At 67.5% G+C, this 21,097-nt stretch carries 18 protein-coding genes and 5 pseudogenes; 14 read left to right on the top strand and 9 right to left on the bottom strand.

Features of this window, described 5'->3' with window-relative positions:
* Positions 1 to 114 precede the first annotated feature (114 nt).
* From FRZ33_RS08495 to FRZ33_RS08475, 5 genes are all read left to right on the top strand, one after another.
* Positions 115 to 654 (top strand): GNAT family N-acetyltransferase, encoded by a 540-nt coding sequence (locus FRZ33_RS08495; RefSeq protein ID WP_146909043.1) that lies wholly within the window; start codon positions 115 to 117, stop codon positions 652 to 654.
* 6 nt (positions 655 to 660) lie between these two features.
* Positions 661 to 1,065, top strand: a complete 405-nt coding sequence (locus FRZ33_RS08490; protein WP_146909041.1) for a hypothetical protein — start codon at positions 661 to 663, stop codon at positions 1,063 to 1,065.
* Positions 1,066 to 1,210: 145 nt separating this feature from the next.
* Entirely contained in the window at positions 1,211 to 1,408 is a 198-nt protein-coding gene (locus FRZ33_RS08485) for a hypothetical protein (RefSeq protein ID WP_158637161.1), read from the top strand.
* A 200-nt stretch (positions 1,409 to 1,608) separates the two neighbouring features.
* Positions 1,609 to 1,902 carry a hypothetical protein gene (locus FRZ33_RS08480; protein ID WP_146909037.1) on the top strand — a complete coding sequence of 98 codons (294 nt, stop codon included), beginning with the start codon at positions 1,609 to 1,611 and terminating at the stop codon, positions 1,900 to 1,902.
* A gap of 33 nt (positions 1,903 to 1,935) precedes the next feature.
* Positions 1,936 to 2,439 (top strand): GNAT family N-acetyltransferase, encoded by a 504-nt coding sequence (locus tag FRZ33_RS08475; protein WP_322619039.1) that lies wholly within the window; start codon positions 1,936 to 1,938, stop codon positions 2,437 to 2,439.
* On the opposite strand, the gene FRZ33_RS08470 is transcribed toward FRZ33_RS08475, so the two are convergent.
* Positions 2,394 to 3,173: a DUF2189 domain-containing protein gene (locus tag FRZ33_RS08470; protein WP_227977725.1), complete on the bottom strand. Its 780-nt coding sequence runs from the start codon at positions 3,171 to 3,173 to the stop codon at positions 2,394 to 2,396. The two genes, FRZ33_RS08475 and FRZ33_RS08470, sit on opposite strands and share 46 nt — an antisense overlap.
* A 112-nt stretch (positions 3,174 to 3,285) precedes the next feature.
* Here FRZ33_RS08470 and FRZ33_RS08465 point away from each other — a divergent pair, with 112 nt between their 5' ends.
* Both FRZ33_RS08465 and FRZ33_RS08460 read left to right on the top strand, forming a co-directional pair.
* Positions 3,286 to 3,747, top strand: a complete 462-nt coding sequence (locus FRZ33_RS08465; RefSeq protein WP_227977722.1) for a YybH family protein — start codon at positions 3,286 to 3,288, stop codon at positions 3,745 to 3,747.
* A 74-nt stretch (positions 3,748 to 3,821) separates the two neighbouring features.
* On the top strand, positions 3,822 to 5,639 hold the full coding sequence (locus FRZ33_RS08460) for a monovalent cation:proton antiporter-2 (CPA2) family protein (protein ID WP_146909033.1): 1,818 nt from the start codon (positions 3,822 to 3,824) through the stop codon (positions 5,637 to 5,639).
* A gap of 9 nt (positions 5,640 to 5,648) precedes the next feature.
* Here the strand turns inward: FRZ33_RS08460 and FRZ33_RS08455 are convergent, their stop codons facing one another.
* Entirely contained in the window at positions 5,649 to 7,034 is a 1,386-nt protein-coding gene (locus FRZ33_RS08455; RefSeq protein ID WP_146909032.1) for an MBL fold metallo-hydrolase RNA specificity domain-containing protein, read from the bottom strand.
* Positions 7,035 to 7,115: 81 nt separating this feature from the next.
* Between FRZ33_RS08455 and FRZ33_RS08450 the strand changes: the two genes are divergently transcribed.
* Both FRZ33_RS08450 and tdh read left to right on the top strand, forming a co-directional pair.
* Positions 7,116 to 8,255, top strand: a complete 1,140-nt coding sequence (locus FRZ33_RS08450; RefSeq protein ID WP_146909030.1) for an autotransporter outer membrane beta-barrel domain-containing protein — start codon at positions 7,116 to 7,118, stop codon at positions 8,253 to 8,255.
* 81 nt (positions 8,256 to 8,336) lie between these two features.
* On the top strand, positions 8,337 to 9,374 hold the full coding sequence (tdh, locus tag FRZ33_RS08445) for an L-threonine 3-dehydrogenase (protein WP_174754943.1): 1,038 nt from the start codon (positions 8,337 to 8,339) through the stop codon (positions 9,372 to 9,374).
* A 68-nt stretch (positions 9,375 to 9,442) separates the two neighbouring features.
* On the opposite strand, the gene FRZ33_RS08440 is transcribed toward tdh, so the two are convergent.
* Positions 9,443 to 10,180 (bottom strand): TorF family putative porin, encoded by a 738-nt coding sequence (locus FRZ33_RS08440; RefSeq protein WP_146909028.1) that lies wholly within the window; start codon positions 10,178 to 10,180, stop codon positions 9,443 to 9,445.
* Positions 10,181 to 10,496: 316 nt separating this feature from the next.
* Here FRZ33_RS08440 and kbl point away from each other — a divergent pair.
* Positions 10,497 to 11,658 (top strand): annotated as a pseudogene (gene kbl / locus FRZ33_RS08435) (glycine C-acetyltransferase).
* A gap of 2 nt (positions 11,659 to 11,660) precedes the next feature.
* Positions 11,661 to 12,389: a penicillin-insensitive murein endopeptidase gene (locus FRZ33_RS08430; protein ID WP_146909026.1), complete on the top strand. Its 729-nt coding sequence runs from the start codon at positions 11,661 to 11,663 to the stop codon at positions 12,387 to 12,389.
* Between the two features lie 17 nt (positions 12,390 to 12,406).
* Here the strand turns inward: FRZ33_RS08430 and FRZ33_RS08425 are convergent, their stop codons facing one another.
* The gene (locus FRZ33_RS08425) at positions 12,407 to 13,177 is read right to left on the bottom strand and encodes a pseudouridine synthase (RefSeq protein WP_146909024.1); all 771 of its coding nucleotides are present in this window, start codon (positions 13,175 to 13,177) and stop codon (positions 12,407 to 12,409) included.
* A gap of 170 nt (positions 13,178 to 13,347) precedes the next feature.
* On the opposite strand from FRZ33_RS08425, the pseudogene FRZ33_RS08420 reads away from it, so the two are divergent.
* Positions 13,348 to 14,129, top strand: a pseudogene (locus FRZ33_RS08420) (DUF1295 domain-containing protein).
* A 93-nt stretch (positions 14,130 to 14,222) separates the two neighbouring features.
* Here FRZ33_RS08420 and FRZ33_RS08415 read toward each other — a convergent pair.
* The 5 genes and pseudogenes from FRZ33_RS08415 to FRZ33_RS08395 all read right to left on the bottom strand — a co-directional run bounded on the left by FRZ33_RS08415 (position 14,223) and on the right by FRZ33_RS08395 (position 18,411).
* Positions 14,223 to 14,696 (bottom strand): hypothetical protein, encoded by a 474-nt coding sequence (locus tag FRZ33_RS08415; protein ID WP_146909022.1) that lies wholly within the window; start codon positions 14,694 to 14,696, stop codon positions 14,223 to 14,225.
* A gap of 138 nt (positions 14,697 to 14,834) precedes the next feature.
* Positions 14,835 to 15,901 (bottom strand): annotated as a pseudogene (locus tag FRZ33_RS08410) (OmpA family protein).
* 138 nt (positions 15,902 to 16,039) lie between these two features.
* Positions 16,040 to 17,487 (bottom strand): annotated as a pseudogene (locus FRZ33_RS08405) (bifunctional 2-methylcitrate dehydratase/aconitate hydratase).
* Between the two features lie 34 nt (positions 17,488 to 17,521).
* Positions 17,522 to 18,241, bottom strand: a complete 720-nt coding sequence (locus tag FRZ33_RS17695; protein ID WP_146909020.1) for an alpha/beta hydrolase — start codon at positions 18,239 to 18,241, stop codon at positions 17,522 to 17,524.
* Complete coding sequence (locus FRZ33_RS08395) at positions 18,136 to 18,411, bottom strand: hypothetical protein (protein WP_146909018.1); 276 nt, start codon at positions 18,409 to 18,411, stop codon at positions 18,136 to 18,138. Before FRZ33_RS08395 ends, FRZ33_RS17695 begins: the two co-directional genes overlap by 106 nt.
* Positions 18,412 to 18,552: 141 nt before the next feature.
* Between FRZ33_RS08395 and FRZ33_RS08390 the strand changes: the two genes are divergently transcribed.
* Both FRZ33_RS08390 and FRZ33_RS08385 read left to right on the top strand, forming a co-directional pair.
* Positions 18,553 to 18,951: a winged helix-turn-helix transcriptional regulator gene (locus FRZ33_RS08390; RefSeq protein ID WP_227977720.1), complete on the top strand. Its 399-nt coding sequence runs from the start codon at positions 18,553 to 18,555 to the stop codon at positions 18,949 to 18,951.
* 76 nt (positions 18,952 to 19,027) lie between these two features.
* Positions 19,028 to 21,054, top strand: a pseudogene (locus FRZ33_RS08385) (oxidoreductase).
* The last annotated feature ends 43 nt before the right edge of the window (positions 21,055 to 21,097 follow it).

Genomic DNA, 21,097 nt, shown 5'->3' with positions numbered 1-21,097 from the left:
GCCCGGCGTTGAAGCCTTGACGCACGCCGCCACTGCGGAGAACCATGCACTCCTACGCGCCGGATCCGGGACCTGACAGGCGTTTGGCGGCACAAGAACACTCCAGTACTCGCTATGACCTCTTCCAATCTCACGTTTCGACCTGCAACTCGCGAAGACCTGCCCGCCATCGTGGCCTTGCTGGCGAATGATGCCCTGGGTGAAAAGCGCGAAAACCACACCCTTCCTCTTCCCGCTTCATACGAAGCGGCATTTACTGCAATTGACCAGGACCCGAACAACGAACTCATCGTTGTTGATTCGCCCGACCAAGTCGTCGCTGGCGTTCTGCAACTGACGCTGGTTCCTCATATTACTTACCAGGGTGGCTGGCGTGCGCAGATCGAAGGCGTCAGAGTCGCGGCCAACCTGCGATCCAGTGGAATCGGCAAGCAATTGTTGCTGTGGGCTATCGGACGAGCCAAAGACAGAGGCTGCCATCTCGTCCAGCTGACGTCGGACAAGGCACGCCCAGACGCAATCCGGTTCTACGAGGGGCTTGGCTTCGTGCCATCCCATGAGGGAATGAAACTGCATCTGGATGCCTCGGTTGACGACAGCACTACGCCGGCTTCCGCACTACTCCGGCCCGTACAGGGCGATAGCCAGGACTGACGATCCATGACTGAAAACTCCGCCAATGAAGCCCCCAGGCGCAGATGGGTCGTGGTCGCCGTCTCGTTCGTCATGGTGGGCGTGGTCACCCTGCTCGGGGTGGTCCTGTTCTTCCGCCCGATCGCGGAAGCTGACCCGCCAGGTTCCGTGCTGGTTTCAGCACCACTGGGCCTGATGGCCTACACGGGTCTCTCGGTCCTTCTATATGACTGGGCGGTTCGCCGGACCAGGGGATATTTCGCCACCGCATTCATCATCGGCGCGTCGCAGTACATCCTCGTCATCGATCTGACGCTCAGGGGTGAGCGTGGACTTGCGACCGCCGGAGCCAGCGCCGTGCTGATCTTCCTTACCTGGGTATCCGTGGCCCTCGTCTACCGACGGTTCTACCTGGGTCGCAAGCAACCCTGATCCACGGTCGCCAGCGTCGGCAGACGTCATGATGCCCACTCACGCCACCAGGCTTGCTCCCGACTGAAGCCTGTTCCTGCAGGTGGTTGAGCCGGTCCGCCCGCCCCCGCTAATGTAGGCCCGCCCCCGCTGCCGGACATCACCCATGCACCGAATCCGCATGACCTGGATCGCCGCCCTGCTGCTGGCGTTGCTGCTGCCAGCCACCCAGGCCGTTGCCGACACCTTGCCACACGGCACCCTTCAGGCCGGGAGCCTGGCCAACGGAAAACTGGTGCAGGACACCATGGCGGCGGTGATGCCCTACGTTGATGCCAAGGGCTGCCCCGTGTCGAGCGGATAGACCGCTACGTGACGGCAATGCCTGCCGGCGAGGTGGGGGCGCGGGAGTGGCACGAGCGGTGGGTCGTGCACTGCGACGGCGGAAAACATACCGCGGAGATCCGCTTCAACGAAGACGGGCTCGAAGCCGCCTACTACACCGTCCGCTGGGTGGGCGGCTGAACATTCCCCGTCCTGCGCCCACGCACTCTGGAGGTTCCCATGAACACCCTGCTGCTGATCGCGACGCTCACCGCCTATCCCAGCCACGACTACATCGTGATCAACAAGGCCAGCGAACTGGTGCCCTGGTGCCGGGCCGAGGCCGAGGCGCGTTACGTGGCACGCGGCATGACGCCCTACCAGTGGTCGGCGTCCTACAGCGACCGCGGCAAGATGCTGCAGGTGACCGGCCGGCTGCGGGTGGACGGGCAGGATGCAGAGGTGCGCTGCCGCATCGCCCGCGGCGCCCGCGACCACTACGCCACGATCGAGATCGACGATCCGCGGCTTTGACCATGATCCGTCTTCGCCCCGCCACACCGGCCGATCTGCCCCTGGCTGCGCTGGGACGATGAACCGCACGTGCTGGAGTCCGACCCCAACGACGACTGGGGCTGGGAAGCCGAACTGGCGCGCGACCCCGACTGGCGCGAACAGCTGATCGCCGAAGCCGACGGCGTGCCGATCGGCTTCGTACAGATCATCGACCCGGCCCGCGAGGACGGCCATTACTGGGGCGAGGTGCCCGCCAACCTGCGCGCGATCGACATCTGGATCGGTGAAGCCGATTACCCGGGCCGCGGCCACGGCACGGAAATGATGCGGCAGGCGCTGGCGCGCTGTTTCGCCGACACGGCGGTCACGGCGGTGCTGATCGACCCGCTGGCGTCCAACGTGCGCGCGCACCGGTTCTACGAACGCCTGGGTTTCCGCTTCGTCGAGCGCCGGCAGTTCGGCCTGGACGATTGTTTCGTGTACCGGCTGGAACGCGCGGACTGGGCCAATCAATCCAGCGCCGGCCACGAGCTGGCGTCCAGCGTTTCCCGGTAGGCGTGCCAGGCCGAATAGGCCAGCCAGGGCATGACCACCACCAGGCCCAGGTAGGCCGTGGCGAAACCCAGCGCCGTCAGCAACACGATCAGCCCCGCCCACAGCAGCGTCACGCCCTTGTTGCGCAGCACGGCGTTCACGCTGGACACGCCGGCGGTGACCATGTCCACGTCGCGGTCGGCGATCATCGGCAACGAAAAGACGGCGATCGCGAAGGTCAGGCCGGCGAACACCGAACCAACCGCCGAGCCGATGGCCAGGAATTCCACCAGGGCCGCGGTGCTGCCCGGCTCCACCAGCACGAAGGCCTCGACCATCATGCCGGCGCGCACCCACAGCATCAGGATCACCAGCTGGGCCAACGCGAACACGCCGGCCTGACCGACCACGCGCCGCGCCAGCACGAAGCTGTGGCGCAGCGTCGGCTCCCGACCGGCTTCCAGTTCGCGGCTGACGCAGTACAGGCCCACGGCGATCAGCGGCGCCACGAACACGAACCCCGACAGCAGCAGGGCCAGCAGCGCGAACCGGCCCAGAGTCCAGGCAAGGACCGACACGCCCAGGCTCACCGCCAGGATCACGCCACCGAAGAGCAGGCTCAACGCGGGCGTGCGACCGAAATCGGCCCAACCCAACCGCAGCCAGCGCATCGGCGCCGACCAGGGCAACGTGGCGCAGGGCAGCACGAAGGGTCTAACGATGTCGCTGTCGGGCGGCAGTTGCGGATCCACCATGTCGGCTCTCCTGCGGGCCATGCGGAGATGCTAACCGGTGGCGCTGCCATCGGCCTATCGCCCGCCCGCCGCAGTGGCGATAGCATGCGCCGGAGCCCCGAGGAACCAGCGCATGACCCGTCCTTCGACCTTGCTGCTCTGCCTGGCCCTGTCTTCCTGCGCCAGTATGCCCGCGCCACCCGCCGCCGACCTGGCCGAACTCACGCGACAGGTCGAGGCCGCGGAGACGGCGTTCGCGCAAACAATGGCCGATCGGGATTTCGAAGCCTTCGCCTCGCACATCGCCGACGACGCCATCTTCGTCAACGGCCGCAACCCGCTGCGTGGCAAGAAGGTGATCCTGGCGGACTGGGAAAAATACTTCGACGGTCCGGCGCCCTTCTCATGGAAACCGGAAACCGTGGTCGTGCTCGACGACGGCAGCCTGGCCCAGACCAAGGGCCCGGTGTCCGACCCGTCGGGTAAACCCATCCTGGAGTTCCGCTCGACCTGGCGGCGTGAACCCGATGGACACTGGAAAGTGATCTTCGACGACGGCGCCTGCCGCTGCACCGGACGCAAAGCCGCCGACTGACGCGTGGACCGCCGAGCCGGGCCGGGGTTAGAGTCCCGGCGACGGCACGGGGCCGGAACGGACGGTGAGGAACGATGGCGGTCGAGAACGACACCCAGCTGTTGAACGTGGTGGTGCTGCTGGGCGCCGCCGTGGTGGCCGTGCCGCTGTTCAAACGCCTGGGCCTGGGCTCGGTGCTGGGTTACCTGGCGGCCGGCCTGGCCATCGGCCCCTTTGGCCTGGCGCTGTTCACCGACCCGAAGGCCATCCTGCATACCGCCGAGCTCGGCGTGGTGATGTACCTGTTCGTGATCGGCCTGGAGATGCGGCCGACGCACCTGTGGGAACTGCGTGGCGAGATCTTCGGCCTGGGTTCGGCGCAGATCGGGCTGTGTGGGCTGATGCTGACCGGCGTCGGCCTGCTGTACGGGTTCCCGCTGGGCGTGTCCTTCATCAGCGCGATGGGTTTCGTGCTCACCTCCACCGCCATCGTCATGCAGTTGCTGAGCGAGCGTGGTGACGTCAACCTGCCGCGCGGGCAGAAGATCGTCGCGGTGCTGCTGTTCGAGGACATGCTGATCGTGCCGCTGCTGGCCATCGTCGCCTTCATGTCGCCGGCCGGTGCGGAGCCGGTGCCGATGAGCGATCGTTTGCAGTCGGTCGGCATTGGCCTGGGGTCACTGGCCCTGCTGGTGATGGCCGGCATCTGGCTGCTCAATCCGATGTTCCGGGTGCTGGCGCAGGCGCGCGCCCGTGAGGTGATGACCGCCGCCGCGCTGCTGGTGGTGCTGGGCGCGGCGCTGCTGATGCAGCTGGGTGGACTGAGCATGGCCATGGGCGCCTTCCTGGCCGGCGTGCTGTTGTCGGAGTCGAGCTTCCGCCACCAGCTCGAGGCTGACATCGAACCCTTCCGCGGCATCCTGCTCGGCCTGTTCTTCCTGGCGGTCGGCATGTCGCTGGACCTGGCGGTGGTATGGCGGAACTGGCCGCTGATCGTCTCGGGCGTGTTCGCGATGATGGCGGTGAAGGCCCTGTGCATCTACACCGTCGCACGCCTGATGAAGAGCAGCCATGCCGAGTCACTGGACCGCGCGGTGCTGATGGCCCAGGGCGGCGAGTTCGCCTTCGTGCTGTTCGCGGCGGCGGCGATGGCCGGTGTGATCGACCTGCAGGTGAACGCCAACATGACCGCGATCGTCGTGCTGTCCATGGCGCTGACGCCGCTGTTCGTGATCCTGCTGCGGCGCTTCGCGCCGAAGGCGGCGCAATCGATGGAAGGCGTCGAGGAAGCCCGCGATCTCAAGGGCAACGTGCTGCTGATCGGCTTCGGGCGTTTCGGCCAGGTGGTCAGCCAGCCGCTGCTGGCGCGCGGCTTCGACGTGACCATCATCGAAACCAATGCCGAGGACATCCGCAACGCCGCCGACTTCGGCTTCAAGGTGCACTACGGCGACGGCACGCGCATGGATGTGCTGCACGCGGCGGGCGCCGCCACGGCCTGCGCCATCCTGGTCTGCGTGGACAACCGCGCCGCGGCCAACCGCATCGTCGAGCTGGCCCGGCCGGCGTTCCCGCAGGCGTCGCTGCTGGTGCGTGCCTTCGACCGCGAGCATGCCTTCGAGCTGGCCAAGGCCGACGTGGATTTCCACATCCGCGAGGTGTTCGAGTCGGCCGTGGCCTTCGGCGCGGCGGCGCTGCGCGAGCTGGAGGTGCCGGCCGAGGAAGCCGCCGAGATCATGGCCGATGTGCGCCGGCGCGACACGGAACGGTTCGCGCTGGAACTTGCGGGCGGCATCTTCGCCGGGCGCGCGCTGATCTACGGCAATACCCGGCCGCACGCGCTGGCGCCGGCGAAACCGCCGGTGCCGGAACCGGTGCGGGAGCCGGACGGCAACACGCCAGCGGGGCCCTGACCCACCGGCTCAGACTTCGCGTTCCATCCCCGGCCGGGCCAGCAGCACCTGATTGCCGAACTTGCCGCGCATGGCCGTGGCCAGTGCCTCGCGGGCGTCATCCTCGCCGTGCACCAGCACCACCGGCGGGCGGTTCTCGACCTGGCCGTACCAGGCCAGCAGGCCGGGCTGGTCGGTATGTGCGGACAGGCCGCCGACGGTGTGGATCTGCGCGCGTACGTGGATTTCCTCACCGAAGATGCGCACCTCGCGGGCGCGGTCCACCAGGCGCCGTCCCAGCGTGCCCTGGGCCTGGTAACCGACGAACATCACGTGCGCCTGCTTGCGGCCCAGGTTCTGCCGCAGGTGGTGGCGGATGCGGCCACCGTTGCACATGCCCGAGCCGGCGATGATGATCGCGCCGCGTTCGTGCGCGTTGATGCCACGCGACTGGTCGGTGTCCGCGGTGAACTTCAGGTTCGGCAGCCGGAACGGATGCGGCCGCTCGCGCCAGACCTTCTGCGCGGCGGCATCGAACAGCGGCTCGTGGCGGTCGTAGACCTCGACCACCTTTGTCGCCATCGGGCTGTCGAGGAATATCTTCCAGCGCGAGAGTTTCCATTCGTCCCAGTAACGCGCGAACCAGTACAGCAGCTCCTGGCTGCGGCCGACCGCGAAGGCCGGGATCAGCACGTTGCCGCCAGCCTGCCTGGCGGATTCCAGCACCTCGCCGATCTCGGACAGCGTGGCGGCGCGTTCGCGGTGCTTGCGGCCGCCGTAGGTGGATTCCATCAGCAGCAGGTCGGCGCGCGGCACCGGCGCGGGGTCGCGCAGGATCGGCGTGCCTTTCGGGCCCAGGTCGCCGGAGAACACCAGCACCTTCTCGCCACCGGGCTCGCGGGCGCGCAGTTCGACGCTGGCCGAACCCAGGATGTGGCCGGCGTCGCGCAGGGTGACGGTGATGCCGGCCAGGATCTCCTCCGGCGCGTCGTACTCCATCGCGCGCACCTGGCGCAGCACCTGGCCGACGTCGGCGCGGGTGAACAGCGGTTTGTGCTGTGCGTGACCGCCGCGCCGGTGCTTGTTGTCCTGCTGGGCGTCCATTTCGGCCAGCGAGGCGGCGTCCTCGAGCATGATGCGCAGCAGGTCGGCGGTGGCGGCCTGGGTCCAGATCGGTCCACCGAAGCCACGCTTGACCAGCAGCGGCAGGCGGCCGCAATGGTCGATGTGGGCGTGGCTGAGCACCACGGCATCGATGGACGCGGCATCGAAACCGAAGGCATCGAAGTTGCGGCGCTCGTCCTCGTCGCTGCCCTGGATCATGCCGCAGTCGAGCAGCAGGCGATGGCCGGCGGCCTCGACTTCGTGGCAACTGCCGGTGACTTCACCGGCGGCGCCGTGGAAACGTACGCGCATGGTCGACTCCTTGTCGGATACGGCACTGTAGCGCCGCTTTTGCCGTTATAGACTCCAGCGGGAAATACAGGGGAGCGGAATATGCGCAACATCGTCTGTTTGCTGCTGTTGCTGGCACTTCCGGGCCTGGCCCGTGCCCAGGCACCGGACGATGCGCTGGCGGCGTCGTGGACCACCCTGTGTCCCGGGGCGGCACCGGGTTCGGACCTGGCGACACGCTGCAACGAGATATTCACCGGCGGGCCCGGCAGCCAGTCCGGCGCGGCCAGCGGCAACTTCCTGGGCGAGATTCCTGGCCAAGGCCGCGCCGCCACCCGCGACGGGTCGCCCGACCAGGCCGAGATGCGCAGTGAAGTGGCGGTCGGCTGGTCAGTCTTCCTCAATGCCGATGCGGGCCGCCTCAAGCGCCGCGATGGCATCAACGAGGCCCCGTTCGACGGCGACACCGGCACCCTGGGCGCGGGCGTGGACTGGGCCCCGGCGGCCGACTGGCGGCTGGGGCTGCTGCTGAGCCACTCCCGTGAGGACCTGGACTTCCTGGCCTCGGACGGCCGCAGCGACGCCCGCTACACCGGCCTGCTGGCCCTGGCCAGCTGGAGCGCCACGGACGCCCTGGCCCTGGACGCCTATGCCGGCCGGCTCAACGGCGACTACGACCTGCGCCGGGCGATTGACTACACCCTGTTGAGCGGCGTCAGCGTCAGCGACATCGCGCGGGCCAATCCGGACTCCGAACGCGACCTCGCCGGCCTGGGCCTGACCTGGTCACTGCCACGCGGTGCCTGGGAATGGCAGCTCGGTGCCGGCCTGGACTGGCAGCGCACGGGCATCGACGCCTATTCCGAAACCGGTGGCGCCGGCCTGGCGCTGTTCGTGCCGGGCCGGACCATCACCAGCCGCCGCGGGCGGGCCGACGCCGCCCTGGCACGCACCGTGTCGGCCGCCTGGGGTATCTGGCAGCCGCAGATCCGGCTGGGATGGCGCCACGAGTTCGCGAACCCGGCGCGGCCGATCGCGGTCAGCTTCCTGGGAGATGCCGCAGCCACGCCGGTGGTGTTCGACACCGACGACGCCGACGACAACTGGGGTGAGGCCGGGCTGGGTGCGGTGTTCGTGTTCACCGGCGGGCATTCGGCTTTCGTCGAGTACCGGCAGCGCTTCGGGCATGATTTCCTGCAGGAACGCATCTTCGCCATCGGCTGGCGTATCGAGCTGCCCTGAACCGGGCTTGCCGGACGGTTCACCGGCGGCGGGTATAATTCCCGCCCTCACGGCCCGACGGGCCTTGCCGGACGCAGGACGATGGCACAGCAGATGATGAAGGCGCTGGTGAAGCGCCACGCGGAAAAGGGCATCTGGATGGAACAGGTGCCGGTGCCCTCGCCGGGCCCGAACGAAGTGCTGATCAAGCTCGAGAAGACCGCGATCTGCGGCACCGACCTGCACATCTACAAGTGGGACGAGTGGAGCCAGCGCACGATCACGCCGGGCCTGGTGATCGGACACGAATTCGTCGGCCGCATCGTCGAGATGGGCCCGGGCGTCACCGGTTATGCACTCGGCGACCGCGTGTCGGCCGAGGGCCACCTCGTCTGCGGCCACTGCCGCAACTGCCGCGCCGGTCGCCAGCACCTGTGCCCGAACACGGTCGGCATCGGCGTGACGCGCAACGGCGCGTTCGCCGAATACATCGTGATGCCGTCGACGAACCTGTGGCCGATCCCGGATTCGATCCCGTCGGAACTGGCGGCGTTCTTCGACCCCTACGGCAATGCCGCGCACTGCGCGCTGGAATTCGACGTGGTCGGCGAGGACGTGCTGATCACCGGCGCCGGCCCGATCGGCATCATCGCCGCCGGCATCTGCAAGCACATCGGCGCGCGCAACGTGGTGGTGACCGACGTCAACGACTATCGCCTGAAGCTGGCCGCCGACATGGGGGCGACGCGCGTGGTCAACGTCTCCAAGCAGTCGCTCAAGGACGTGATGAAGGACCTGCACATGGAGGGCTTCGACGTCGCCCTCGAGATGAGCGGCAATCCGCACGCCTTCAACGACATGCTCGACTGCATGTACCACGGCGGCAAGATCGCCCTGCTGGGCATCCTGCCCAACGGCGCCGGCATCAACTGGGACAAGGTGATCTTCAAGGGCCTGACCCTGCACGGCATCTACGGCCGGAAGATGTACGAGACCTGGTACAAGATGACCCAGCTGGTGCAGTCGGGTTTCCCGCTGCAGAAGGTGCTGACGCACCAGGTGCACATCGACGATTTCCAGAAGGGTTTCGACCTGATGGACAGCGGCCAGTGCGGCAAAGTGGTCTGCAGCTGGTCCTGAGACGCATCGCGCGGAGACAAAAAACGGGGCGCCCTGCGGCGCCCGTTTTTTGTTGCGGGCGGCGTGGATCAGCCGCCGATCGACAGCGTCAGCACGAAGCGGTTGTCGGCGGTCTCGCCGAAGTTGTACTCGCCGTCGGCATCGGTGCCGTAGAAACCGATCGCGGCGTTGACCGGGCCGAAGTCGCGGCTGACGGCAACCGAGTAGTCGTTGTAGTCCTCGACGCCGGTGTCTTCGTCGAACTGGTTCAGGCCGAAGCCCACGTCCAGCGTCACGCCGGCGCCGATGTCCCAGCTGCCGCCGAGGCCGTAGTAGTAGCCGTTCTCGTCCAGGCCGTAGACGTCGTTGGTGTAGCCGACGGTCAGGGTGATCATCTCGTTCCAGGCCAGGGCGCCGATCAGCTCGTTGTAGTCGCCATCGCCGAAGTCATCGTCTTCGCCGATGTAGTTGTAGCGGTTGAGCATCAGGTCCAGATTCCAGCTGTCGTTGAGGTCCCGGTTCCAGCCGATGTAGGTATCGATCTCGATGTCCGGGCTGCCGTCGCCGAAATCGACGTTCGAACCCCAGACGCCGACGTAGATGCCGTTGTCGAAATTCAGGTCGGCGCCGAGCTGCAGGGCCGCTTCTTCGTCGGTCTGGGACACGCCGCGGAAGACGTAGTCGCTGGCCAGGGCGGCATTCCAGCTGAAGATGGATTCCTCCTCCTCGACGGCGACCTCGGCGGTGGCCTCTTCCTGGGCGAAGGCGGTCAGCGGCAGCGCGAACAGCGCGGCGGCCAGGGCCAGCGAAAGCTTCTTGTGGTTCATCGGGAAATCCTCGTCGTTGGGGCAGTCAATGAAAGCGCGTGGTCGTTGTGGTTATGGCTTGCGTCTTGCCGGTCTGTCGCCCGACCGGGTGTTGAAAATAATGAGCGAAGTGTCCGGGCTGGAGCATCATAAGGCATGCGGCAGTGCAGCAACCCATGTCCATGTGCGCGGCGGTCGCCGCCAATGGCCTGAGTGTCGCCTGACCGGGGAAGGCCTACCCCCTGCCTGTCCGGCCGACAAGCCCGGATAATGGCGGCCTTTCCGCACCCGCGAGCCCTCCCATGTCCAGCCCCCTGTCGCCCGTTATGCCGCCGAACTGGACGCCCTGCGGGCCCAGGCCTGTTCAAGGCCGAACGCATCATCACCGGCCCCCAGTCGGCCGAGATTGCGCTGGCGGACGGACGGACGGTGCTGAACTTCTGCGCCAACAACTATCTGGGCCTGGCAGACCACCCCGAGGTCATCCAGGCCGCGAAGGATGCCCTGGACAGCCACGGCTTCGGCATGGCCTCGGTGCGCTTCATCTGCGGCACCCAGGACCTGCACAAGCAGCTCGAGGCCAGGATCGCGGAATTCTTCGGCACCGAGGACACCATCCTCTACGCCGCCTGCTTCGATGCTAACGGCGGATTGTTCGAGCCTTTGCTCGGTGAAGAAGACGCCATCATCTCGGACTCCCTCAACCACGCCTCGATCATCGACGGCGTTCGCCTGTGCAAGGCCAAGCGTTACCGCTACGCCAACAGCGACATGGCCGACCTGGAGAAGCAGCTGCAGCAGGCCAAGGCCGACGGCGCGCGCACGATCATGATCACCAGCGATGGCGTGTTCTCGATGGACGGATTCATCGCCCCGCTGGACGAACTGACCGCGCTGGCGGCGAAATACGGCGCGCTGGTGCACATCGACGAATGCCACGCCACCGGGTTCCTCGGCGCCACCGGCCGCGGCAGCGCCGAGGTCAAGGGCGTGATGGACCGGATCGACATCTTCACCGGCACCCCGGCAAGGCCCTCGGCGGTGCGCTGGGCGGTTTCACCACCGGCCCGCGCGAGGTGATCGAGCTGCTGCGCCAGCGTTCGCGTCCCTACCTGTTCTCCAATTCGCTGCCGCCGCACGTGGTGGCCGCGGGCATCAAGGTGTTCGACATGCTGGCCGCCGCCGGCGACCTGCGCGAGCGCCTGGCCGAGAACACCCGCTATTTCCGCGAACGCATGACCGCCGCCGGTTTCGACCTCAAGCCCGGCGTGCACCCGATCTGCCCGGTGATGCTGTACGACGCGCCGCTGGCGCAGAAGTTCGCCGCGCGCCTGCTCGAGGAAGGCATCTACGCCATCGGGTTCTTCTTCCCGGTGGTGCCCAAGGGCCAGGCCCGCATCCGCACCCAGATGAGCGCCGCGCACACCCGCGAGCACCTGGATCGCGCGATCGCCGCTTTCACCAAGGTCGGCCGCGAGCTGGGCGTGATCAAGGGCTGAGCATGGACCCGACATCCCTCCGCTTCCGCTGGCCCTGGGCGGCCGGACTGGTCGTGCTCGCCCTGGTCGGCCTGCTGCGCTACGGCAATACGCTGGCGATCGCCCTGGAAAGTCCGCAGCCCAGCCGCAGCATCGGCACGCCCGCCGAGGGCGATCTTCAGCACGGCAAACGCCTGCCCAGCCGCGGGTCCAATTTCCGCGCCTATTCCGACCTGGGTGCCTTGATCGGGCGCAATGCGGTACACCACCGGGTCCGTGACACCGTGCTGGAGGCCTATGCCCAGGTGGCCCGCGAGATGCCCGAAGCGAAGTTCGTCTACGGCGAAACCGGCTGGCCCGGGGGCGGCAGCTTCAAGCCGCACCGTACGCATGAAAACGGCATGGCCGTGGACTTCTTCGTGCCGGTGCGTGACCTCCGCGGCCACGTGCAGCGACTGCCGACGCACGCCTTCAACCGTTACGGATACGACCTGGAGTTCAACGCCGACGGTCGGCTGCACGACTTCCGCATCGATTACGACGCCATGGCCGCGCACCTGCGCGCGTTGCAGCAGGCCGGGAAGCGGAACGGGCTGGACATCCGCGTGGTGATCTTCGACAAGCCGCTGCAGCAGGCGCTGTTCGCCAGCCGGGGTGGCGCCGGGTTGCAGCACCAGGTGCCGTTCTCACGTGGCAAGCCTTGGGTCCGGCACGACGAGCATTACCACGTGGTGTTCGTCGAACGCGGCTGACATGCCGCGCCCGGACATCAGCTCGCTGGATTCGTGGGACCGCCGCCGACGAGTGACTGCACTTCGTCGGGCGTGAGGCGACGCCATGCGCCCTTGCCCAGCTCGCCCAGCGCCAGCGGACCGATCGCCACGCGCACCAGGCGCAGCACACCCAGGCCGTGTGCGGCCAGCAGGCGGCGGATCTGCCGGTTGCGGCCTTCGTCGAGCACGATCTCCAGCCAGGCGTTGCGGGTGCCGGTGCGCAGTATGGTGGCCGACCGGGCCGAGAGATGCTCGCCGCTGTCATGGACGCCAGTGCGCAGTTTCGCCAGCAGTACCTCGTCGGGAATCGCATCCACCTGCACGTGATAGGTCTTGTCCGGGCCGGTGGCCGGGTCGGTGATGGCTGCGGCCCAGGCCGGGTCGTTGCTAATCAGCAGCAGGCCTTCGCTGGCCTGGTCCAGGCGGCCCACGGGCGCCAGCCAGGGCAGGCCCGCGCCCTCCAGGCAGGCGTAGACGGTGTCGCGGCCGCGTTCATCGCTGGCGGTGGTGACCAGGCCACGCGGCTTGTTGAGCGCGATGTAGAGCCGTTCGGCCGCGGCCAGCTCGCGCCCGTCCACCGCCAGGCGGTCCTGGCCCTGCCGGACCGGCTGCTCCGGGTCGCGCACGATACGACCGTTCACCGCCACCCGCCCCTCGCGCACCCAGATTGCCGCCCGGCTGCGCGAGCACAACCCCAGTTTCGACAGCACGCGGGCCACGCCGTGGCGGTGTGCGATGACGTTGGGCCGGGCGGGAGGACGTGGCATGCATGAAGCATGGCGCAAGCACCGCCAGACCCGCTACTGCACGACGTGCGTCATCGGAGCCTGGAGCCGGTTCACCGCCCCATCACCGCGAAGAATCGACCATGCGGCATGCGTGGTCCCAGCTGCTGCCGCCCTGCCCGCCTGGCGCCGTTTACGCGGGAATACGGAGCATGAGCGCCGGGTGGACACTGGCCATGATCTGGATGGGATCGGCCGTGGTGATGGCGGCGCTGTGGGCATTCTCGATGCGGGTGCGCAACATCGGGTATGTCGATGTCGGCTGGGCCGGGCTGATGGCGCTCGCGGCACTGTTCGCGGGCGTGGTCGGCGAGGGATCGGGCGTCGCACGCGCTCTGGTGGCGATGTTCGGCAGCATCTGGGGTGCACGGCTGTGCCTGCACCTGTTGCACCGGGTCCTCAGCGAGGAAGAGGACGGCCGCTATCGTGCGCTGCGCGCGGCCTGGAGCGGCAGTCCTGCGAAGTTCTTCGTCTTCTTCCAGATGCAGGCGCTGGTGGTCGCCCTGTTCTCACTGCCCTTCCTGGCCGCCGCGGCGAACCCGGGCTATCGCTTCGGGCCGTGCACGGTGCTGGCCATCGTGGTCTGGTTGCTGTCCATGCTGGGCGAAAGCCTCGCCGACCGGCAACTGGCACGATTCCGGGCGCATCCTGGAATCGCGGCAAGACCTGCCGGGCGGGACTGTGGGCCTGGTCGCGGCATCCCAACTACTTTTTCGAATGGCTGCACTGGTTCAGCTACACGCTGCTGGCGGTGGGCAGCGGGCTGTTCTGGCTCAGCCTGGTCGGGCCGGTGCTGATGTTCGTCTTCTTGAACCGCGTCAGCGGCATCCCCTGGGCCGAGGCGCAGTCGCTGCGTTCGCGCGGCGAGTACTATCTTCGCTACCAGCAGGAAGTCAACGCCTTTTTCCCGTGGCCGCGGCGCCGCGGCCGTTGATGCCGGGAGGCCATCGGATGTTCTTCCGGATGGCCTGCGCCGAACGCTTCGGCTACCCAGGCGGCAACGGGTGGCGGGTGGCGCACTACCGCTTCAGCACTGCACCGTAGCCGACGCGACGCACTGGGCGGGAGCAGCGGCGGCTGGTGCCGCGGCCGGGGCGCTGGCGCCCGGCTTGCCGGTGGCCACGCGGATGCCTTTGGCCTTCATCCAGGCGTCGAACTCTTCGGCGGTCATGCGACGGCCGTTCTGGTTCATGTCGAAGCGCCAGGGCGTGTTGTCGTGCTGGGTCTTGGGCGCATAGGCCGCCGGAGACGAAGCGGCCGGGGCCGGTCGCGGCGTCGCGGCAACAGGGGCCGCGGGGCGGCGCAGGCGTTCGGTATAAGCCACAAGGCTCACACAGCTGAGCGGCGGGGTCACTGCCCGCTGCATTTCGGGCGCCGGCACGGTGGCCGGCATCGGCGGCAATGCGGCGATGTTGCAAGCCGCGGTCGACGCCGCCACGGGAGCCGATGCCAGGAACAGCGCGGGCAAGGCCAGGGAAACGAGGGATAGGCTGCGGATCATCGGGCACCGGGGGGCTTGTGGGTGCCTGAAGCTTAGGCGTGCCGGCCCGATGAGGCAAACGGAATATCGTGACCCGGATCACAAAAGCGAAGCCCGGCACGAGGCCGGGCTTCGGGTCTTGCCGTGGAGACTGAAGGATCAGTTCTGCACGTTCAGCTCGGTACGGCGGTTGCGCGCACGGCCTTCGGCGGTGTCGTTGGTGTCGAGCGGACGGCTTTCGCCGAAACCGTTCGGACCGACCAGGCGGTCGGCAGTGATGCCGGCGTTGGTCAGGTAGTTGTACACCGTCGCGGCGCGACGCTCCGACAGGCCCCATTGTACTGCTCGGAACCGACGGAGTCGGTGTGGCCGGCAACCTCAACCTTGAGCTGCGGGTACTTCTGCAGGATCGACACGGCCTCGGCGAGGATGGTCTCGGCTTCCGGACGCAGGGTGTCCTTGTCGAAGTCGAAGTTCACGCCCTTGAGGTCGATGGTCAGCGGAACCGGGCAGCCGTCCGGGCCGATGGCCTGGCCAGCGACCGAATCCGGGCACTTGTCGTCGCAGTTGTTGATGCCGTCGCCGTCATCGTCCAAGTCGGCGCAGGTCTGCTGCGGCGGCTCGACCGGAACCACCGGCTCGGCCAGATCGCCAAGCTTCACCAGCACGGTGAACGAGGCGAGCAGGTCGACGAAGTGGTCGGAGTCCGGGCTGACGAAGCTGGAGTCGTCGAAGGCGACCCGGGTGCCGAATTCACCACGGATGGAAACGCGGTCGTAATCGCTCTGGATACCGACGCCGAGGTTGGCGGCCAGCACGCTGTCATCGCGCTCACCCGGGGAGTCCGGGCTCGGGAAGTTGTCGTACTCTTCGTCAGCCATCTGCACGCCCAGACCCATGCGCACATACGGCCACCACTCGCGGCCTTCCTTGATGAAGTGGTAACGGGCGTCAACCGACGCGCCGTACTGGCTGAACAGCAGATCGTTACCCGGGAAACCCGGATTCTGGTAGTTCAGCTCGCCGTCGATGGACCAGTTCGGAGTGATGAACTTGCCCAGACCAAGGGTGCCGAACATGTCGTTCTCGGTACCACGGTCGCGGTCCTGGTAGTTGTAACCAAGTCCACCGCTGATGTACCAGCGGTCATCGAAATCTTGCGCGGATGCTGACTGCGCCATGGCCATCGCGCCGAACAGGGCGCAGCACAGGAGGTTCTTCTTCATGATTTGCTCCATTTCTACAGGGGAACTTCATACAGATTGCGGAACCGATACTGCCGGCCACGCACGCACTCAACAAAGGACTGCGATACCGGTTAACAGGAATCTAACAACTTTACCAAGATTTGGCAAGCCTGCCCATCAAAGCGTGAACAAATCGACAAAACGGTGGATCGGCGTGGCTTCGAACCGGGATGTGTCCCCGGTCAGGGCCAGTATCTGCTGGACCCGGCGGGCTGGCAATTGGCCGCCAACGGCCGCCTCGAACTTCTGCAGCAGGACCGGGATGCCCTCGCCGCGGCGCTCCCGGTGGCCGATCGGGTAGTCAATCGAGACCTTGCCGGTCGAGCTGCCGTCCTTGAAGACCACCTCGACCGAATTGCCGATGTAGCGCTTTTCGGGATCGAAGTAGTCCCGGGTGAACTGGGGGTTTTCCTTGACCTCCATCCTGGCCCGCAGGGCGTCGATGCGGGGTCGGCCGCCACGGCGTCGCCGTAGTCGTCCGCGGTCAGGCGGCCGAATACCAAGGGCACCGCGATCATGTACTGCAGGCAGTGGTCACGATCGGCGTAGTTGGCCAGCGGCCCGGTCTTGTCGATGATGCGGGCCCCGGCCTCCTGGGTCTCCACCAGGATGCGCTCGACCTGGTCGAGCTTTCCGGCCACCTTCGGGTGCAACTGCATGGCGCACTCCACCGCCGTCTGGGCGTGGAACTCGGCCGGGTAGCTGATCTTGAACAGTACGTTTTCCATCACATAGCTGCCGAACGGGCGTTCGAACTCGAATTCCTTGCCCTTGAACAGCACGTCGTAGAAACCCCAGGTCTTGGCGCTCAGCGCGCTGGGGTAACCGACGCAGCCCTTGACCGCGTTCAGGGCATGGGTGACCGCGCGTCGGCAGGCATCGCCGGCGGCCCAGCTCTTGCGGGGCCCGGCATTCGGGGCATGGCGGTAGGTGCGCAGGGCGCCACCGTCCAGCCAGCTGTGGCTGACCGCGTTGATGATTTCCTCTTTGCCACCGCCCAGCATGTGGGTGGCCACCGCCGTGGACGCCAGGCGGACCAGCAGGACATGGTCCAGGCCGACCCGGTTGAAGCTGTTCTTCAGCGCATAGGCGCCCTGGATCTCATGGGCCTTGATCGCCCAGGTCAGCACGTCGCGCACGGTGATCATCTTGCCGTTTTCGCGCTCGGCCTTGCGGCTGAGATAGTCACCGACCGCCAGGATGGCACCCAGGTTGTCGGACGGATGGCCCCACTCGGCGGCCAGCCAGGTGTCGTTGAAGTCCAGCCAGCGCACCTGCACGCCGATGTTGTAGGCCGCCTGCACCGGGTCGAGTTCGTACGACGTGCCCGGCACGCGGGCGCCGCCGGGCAGGTTCGCACCGGGGACCAGCGGACCGAGGTGCTTGACGCACTCTGGATGGCGCATCGCCAGCATCGCGCAGGCCAGCGAGTCCAGCAGCATGTAGCGTGCCGTGGTGTAGGCCTCGGAGGAACCGATGTAGTAGTCGGTGATGTAGTTGGCGATGTCCACCATCGCCTGGTCGGGGTCGGGACGCTGGGCGGAGCGGATGTCGTGGTGGCTCATGGGCGGGCGATCCGTGCGTGCGTGGCGTAGGCGTTCAGTCTGCCAGAACCCGGCATGGAAAACGCCGGGCGCTGGACAGGTAAACGCACGCAGCCCGCCGCTGCGGCCGCGGGAACCTCAGGCCGCGCGCGCCTCGAGGAATCCGACGATCCGGTCGAGCACCTGCGCGTCGCGCAGCACCTCTCGATGGCCCAGTCCACGGGTCTCGTGCAACTCGGCCCGCGTCGCGCGGGTGATGCGCAGGGCATCGGCGAAGGGGATCACGGCATCGTCGTGGTCGTGCACCACAAGCAGGGGCTGGTCCAGGTCGACTGCCAGGTGGTCGATGTCCAGCGCTTCCGGAGCCAGGCCCGTGCGCGACTCCATCTTGGCGAAGAAGCGGCGCCGGGCTTCCTCGGGCAGGCCCAGGGGCCTGGCTCATCCGGGCCAGCACGCCAGCCAGGCCCGCCGGTGCGGCGATCGCCACGCTGCGCCCGGAATCCAGGCCGCGGCTCAGAGCGTAGAGCGCCGAGGCGCCGCCCATTGAATGTCCCACCACCGCATGCAGTGGGCCCAGCTCGGCGGCCACTTCCTGCAACGCATCGGCGAACACCACCGGATCGGCTTCGGCGCCGGGCGACCGGCCATGCGCCGGTGCGTCCAGTGCGATCAGTTGATAGCCCCGGGCCGCCAGGCGCTCCCTAAGCCCCGGAACTGCGCCGCGCGGCCTTCCCAGCCGTGCAGGGCCAGGACGCGCGGACCTTGGCTGCCCCAACGCAGTCCGGCCAGGCCGAAACGGAAGGTCACGGGCTCGGCACCCGCGGGATCGGGCCGACGGCTGCGGTGCAGGGGCCGGGTGGCCAGGCGCCGCGCCAGGGTGGCGGCCAGACCGGGAAACAGGCCGCCCAGCAGGCGACCCAGGGTACGCAGGACAGACGGGTTCATGGCGGCTCCTTCGGTTTCTTTATGAAACCGGGTACATCCTGACATACATGGTTGCATGATGCAACCTACCGGCCTATCCTGACCCCATGAAAAGAACCTCGTACGCCGATATGCCCTGCCCCATGGCCCAGACCCCAACGCGTGGGTGAATGGTGGAGCCTGCTGATCCTGCGCGAGTGTTTCCGCGGCACCCGGCGCTTCGGCGACTTCGAACGCCAGCTCGGCATCGCCAAGAACGTGCTCAGCGCCCGCCTCAAGCACCTGGTCGAAGCCGGTGTGCTGGAACGCCGCCCGTCCAGCCAGGACGCGCGCGAGATCGAATACCGCCTGACTGAAAGTGGCAAGGACCTGGCCCCGGTGCTGATAGCACTGGCGCAATGGGGCGACCGCTGGATCTATGGCGGCAAAGCGCCGGTGCGTTTCGTCAACAAGCACACCGGTGCGGCGCTCGATGCGCTTGGCCTGCGCGACACCGACGGCCAGCGGCTGGGCCTGCGCGACCTCGCCATGCGCACCGACCGCGACGACGCGGCAGCCTGATCCGGGAAAACACCGACTTGTCCGCCCCCGCCGATCCGGGCATCGTGCGGGACTCGACCGCTCGCCGCCGCCGCCCATGACGCCCACGCCCTACCCGCACCTGCTCCAGCCGCTGGATCTCGGCTTCTGCACCCTGTCCAACCGCGTACTGATGGGCTCGATGCACACCGGCCTGGAAGACCACGCGCGCGACTTCCCGAAACTGGCGGCCTATTTCCGCGAGCGTGCCGAAGGCGGTGTAGGCCTGATGGTCACCGGCGGCATCGCGCCGAACCTGGTTGGCTGGCTCAAGCCCTTCGCCGGCAAGCTCAGCTGGCCCTGGGAAATCCACAAGCACCGCATCGTCACCAGTGCCGTGCACGCGGCCGGCGGCAAGATCGCCATGCAGATCCTGCACGCAGGCCGTTATGCCGCGCATCCGCTGCTGGTGTCGGCGTCGAAGGTGAAAGCGCCGATCAGCCCGCTCACACCGCGCGCGCTCAGCGCCTGGGGGTCGAGCGGCAGATCAAGGCATTCGTCAACACGGCGAAGCTGGCCCGCGAAGCCGGGTACGACGGCGTCGAGGTGATGGGCTCCGAGGGTTACCTGATCAACCAGTTCCTGTCGGCGCGCACCAACAAGCGCACCGACGACTGGGGCGGCACGCCGGAAAAGCGCATGCGCTTTGCGGTCGAGATCGTGCGCCGCATCCGCGAGGCCGTGGGCCCGGACTTCATCCTGATCTATCGCCTGTCCATGCTGGAGCTGGTGGAGGGCGGTTCGGCCTGGGACGAGATCGTGATGCAGGCCAAGGCCATCGAAGCCGCCGGCGCCACCATCATCAACACCGGCATCGGCTGGCATGAGGCACGGGTGCCGACCATCGCCACCTCGGTGCCGCGCGCCGCCTTCGCCGGCGTCACAGCCAAGTTCAAGCCGCACGTGAAGTTGCCGCTGGTCGCGACCAACCGCATCAACATGCCCGAAGTCGCCGAGCAGATCCTCGCCTCCGGCCAGGCCGACATGGTGTCCATGGCACGCCCGCTGCTGGCCGATCCGCAGTGGGTGAACAAGGCCCGTAGCGGCCGCCGGGACGAGATCAACACCTGTATCGCCTGCAACCAGGCCTGCCTGGACCACGTATTCGTGGCCAGGAAGGCGAGCTGCCTGGTCAACCCGCGCGCCTGCGCCGAAACCGAGCTCAACTACACGCCCACCACCGCACCCAAGCGCATCGCCGTGGTCGGCGCGGGACCGGCGGGACTGGCCTGCGCCACGGTGGCGGCCGAACGAGGACACCACGTCACCCTGATGGATGCCGCGCCAGAGATCGGTGGCCAGTTCAACCTGGCCAAGAAGATCCCGGGCAAGGAAGAGTTCCATGAAACCCTGCGCTATTTCGGCAAACGCCTGCAGCTGACCGGCGTCGAACAGCGGCTCGGCACCCGGGTGGACGCCGACCACCTGCTGGCCGGCGGATACGATGAGATCGTACTGGCCACCGGGATCCGCCCGCGCCGGGTGGACTTCCCCGGTGCCGAGCACGCCAAGGTGGTCAGCTATCTGGACGTGATCACCGGCCGGGTGACGCCCGGCCGCAAGGTCGCGGTGATCGGTGCCGGCGGCATCGGCTTCGATGTATCCGAGTTCCTGGTGCACGAAGGCCCGTCGTCCACCCTCGACACCGGCCGCTGGCTGGCCGAGTGGGGGGTGGCGCCCGACTTCGAGGGCGCAGGCGGCCTGGCCAAACCCCATCCTGAAGCCCCTGCCCGCGAGGTCTGGCTGCTGCAGCGCAGTCCCGGCAAACCCGGCGCCCGGCTGGGCAAGACCACGGGCTGGATCCACCGCTCGACTCTGAAGGCCAAGGGCGTCCAAGCCCTGGGCGGTGTCGAATACCTGGGCGTGGACGACCAGGGCCTGCGCATCCGGGTGGATGGCCGCGAACAGACCCTGCCGGTGGACCATGTGGTGATCTGTGCCGGCCAGGAACCGCTCCGGGCCCTGGTCGAGCCCCTGCAGGCCGCCGGCCGCACGCCGCACCTGATCGGTGGTGCCGATGTCGCGGCCGAACTGGACGCCAAGCGCGCGATCGACCAGGGCAGCCGGCTGGCAGCCGCGCTGTAAGTGCCTCCCGGCGCGGCCGGGCGCCACTCCAGAGTGATTACTC

This window comes from Arenimonas daejeonensis (genome assembly GCF_007993735.1).
Taxonomy (GTDB): Bacteria; Pseudomonadota; Gammaproteobacteria; order Xanthomonadales; family Xanthomonadaceae; genus Arenimonas; species Arenimonas daejeonensis.
This window is presented reverse-complemented; position numbering and strand designations above follow the sequence as displayed.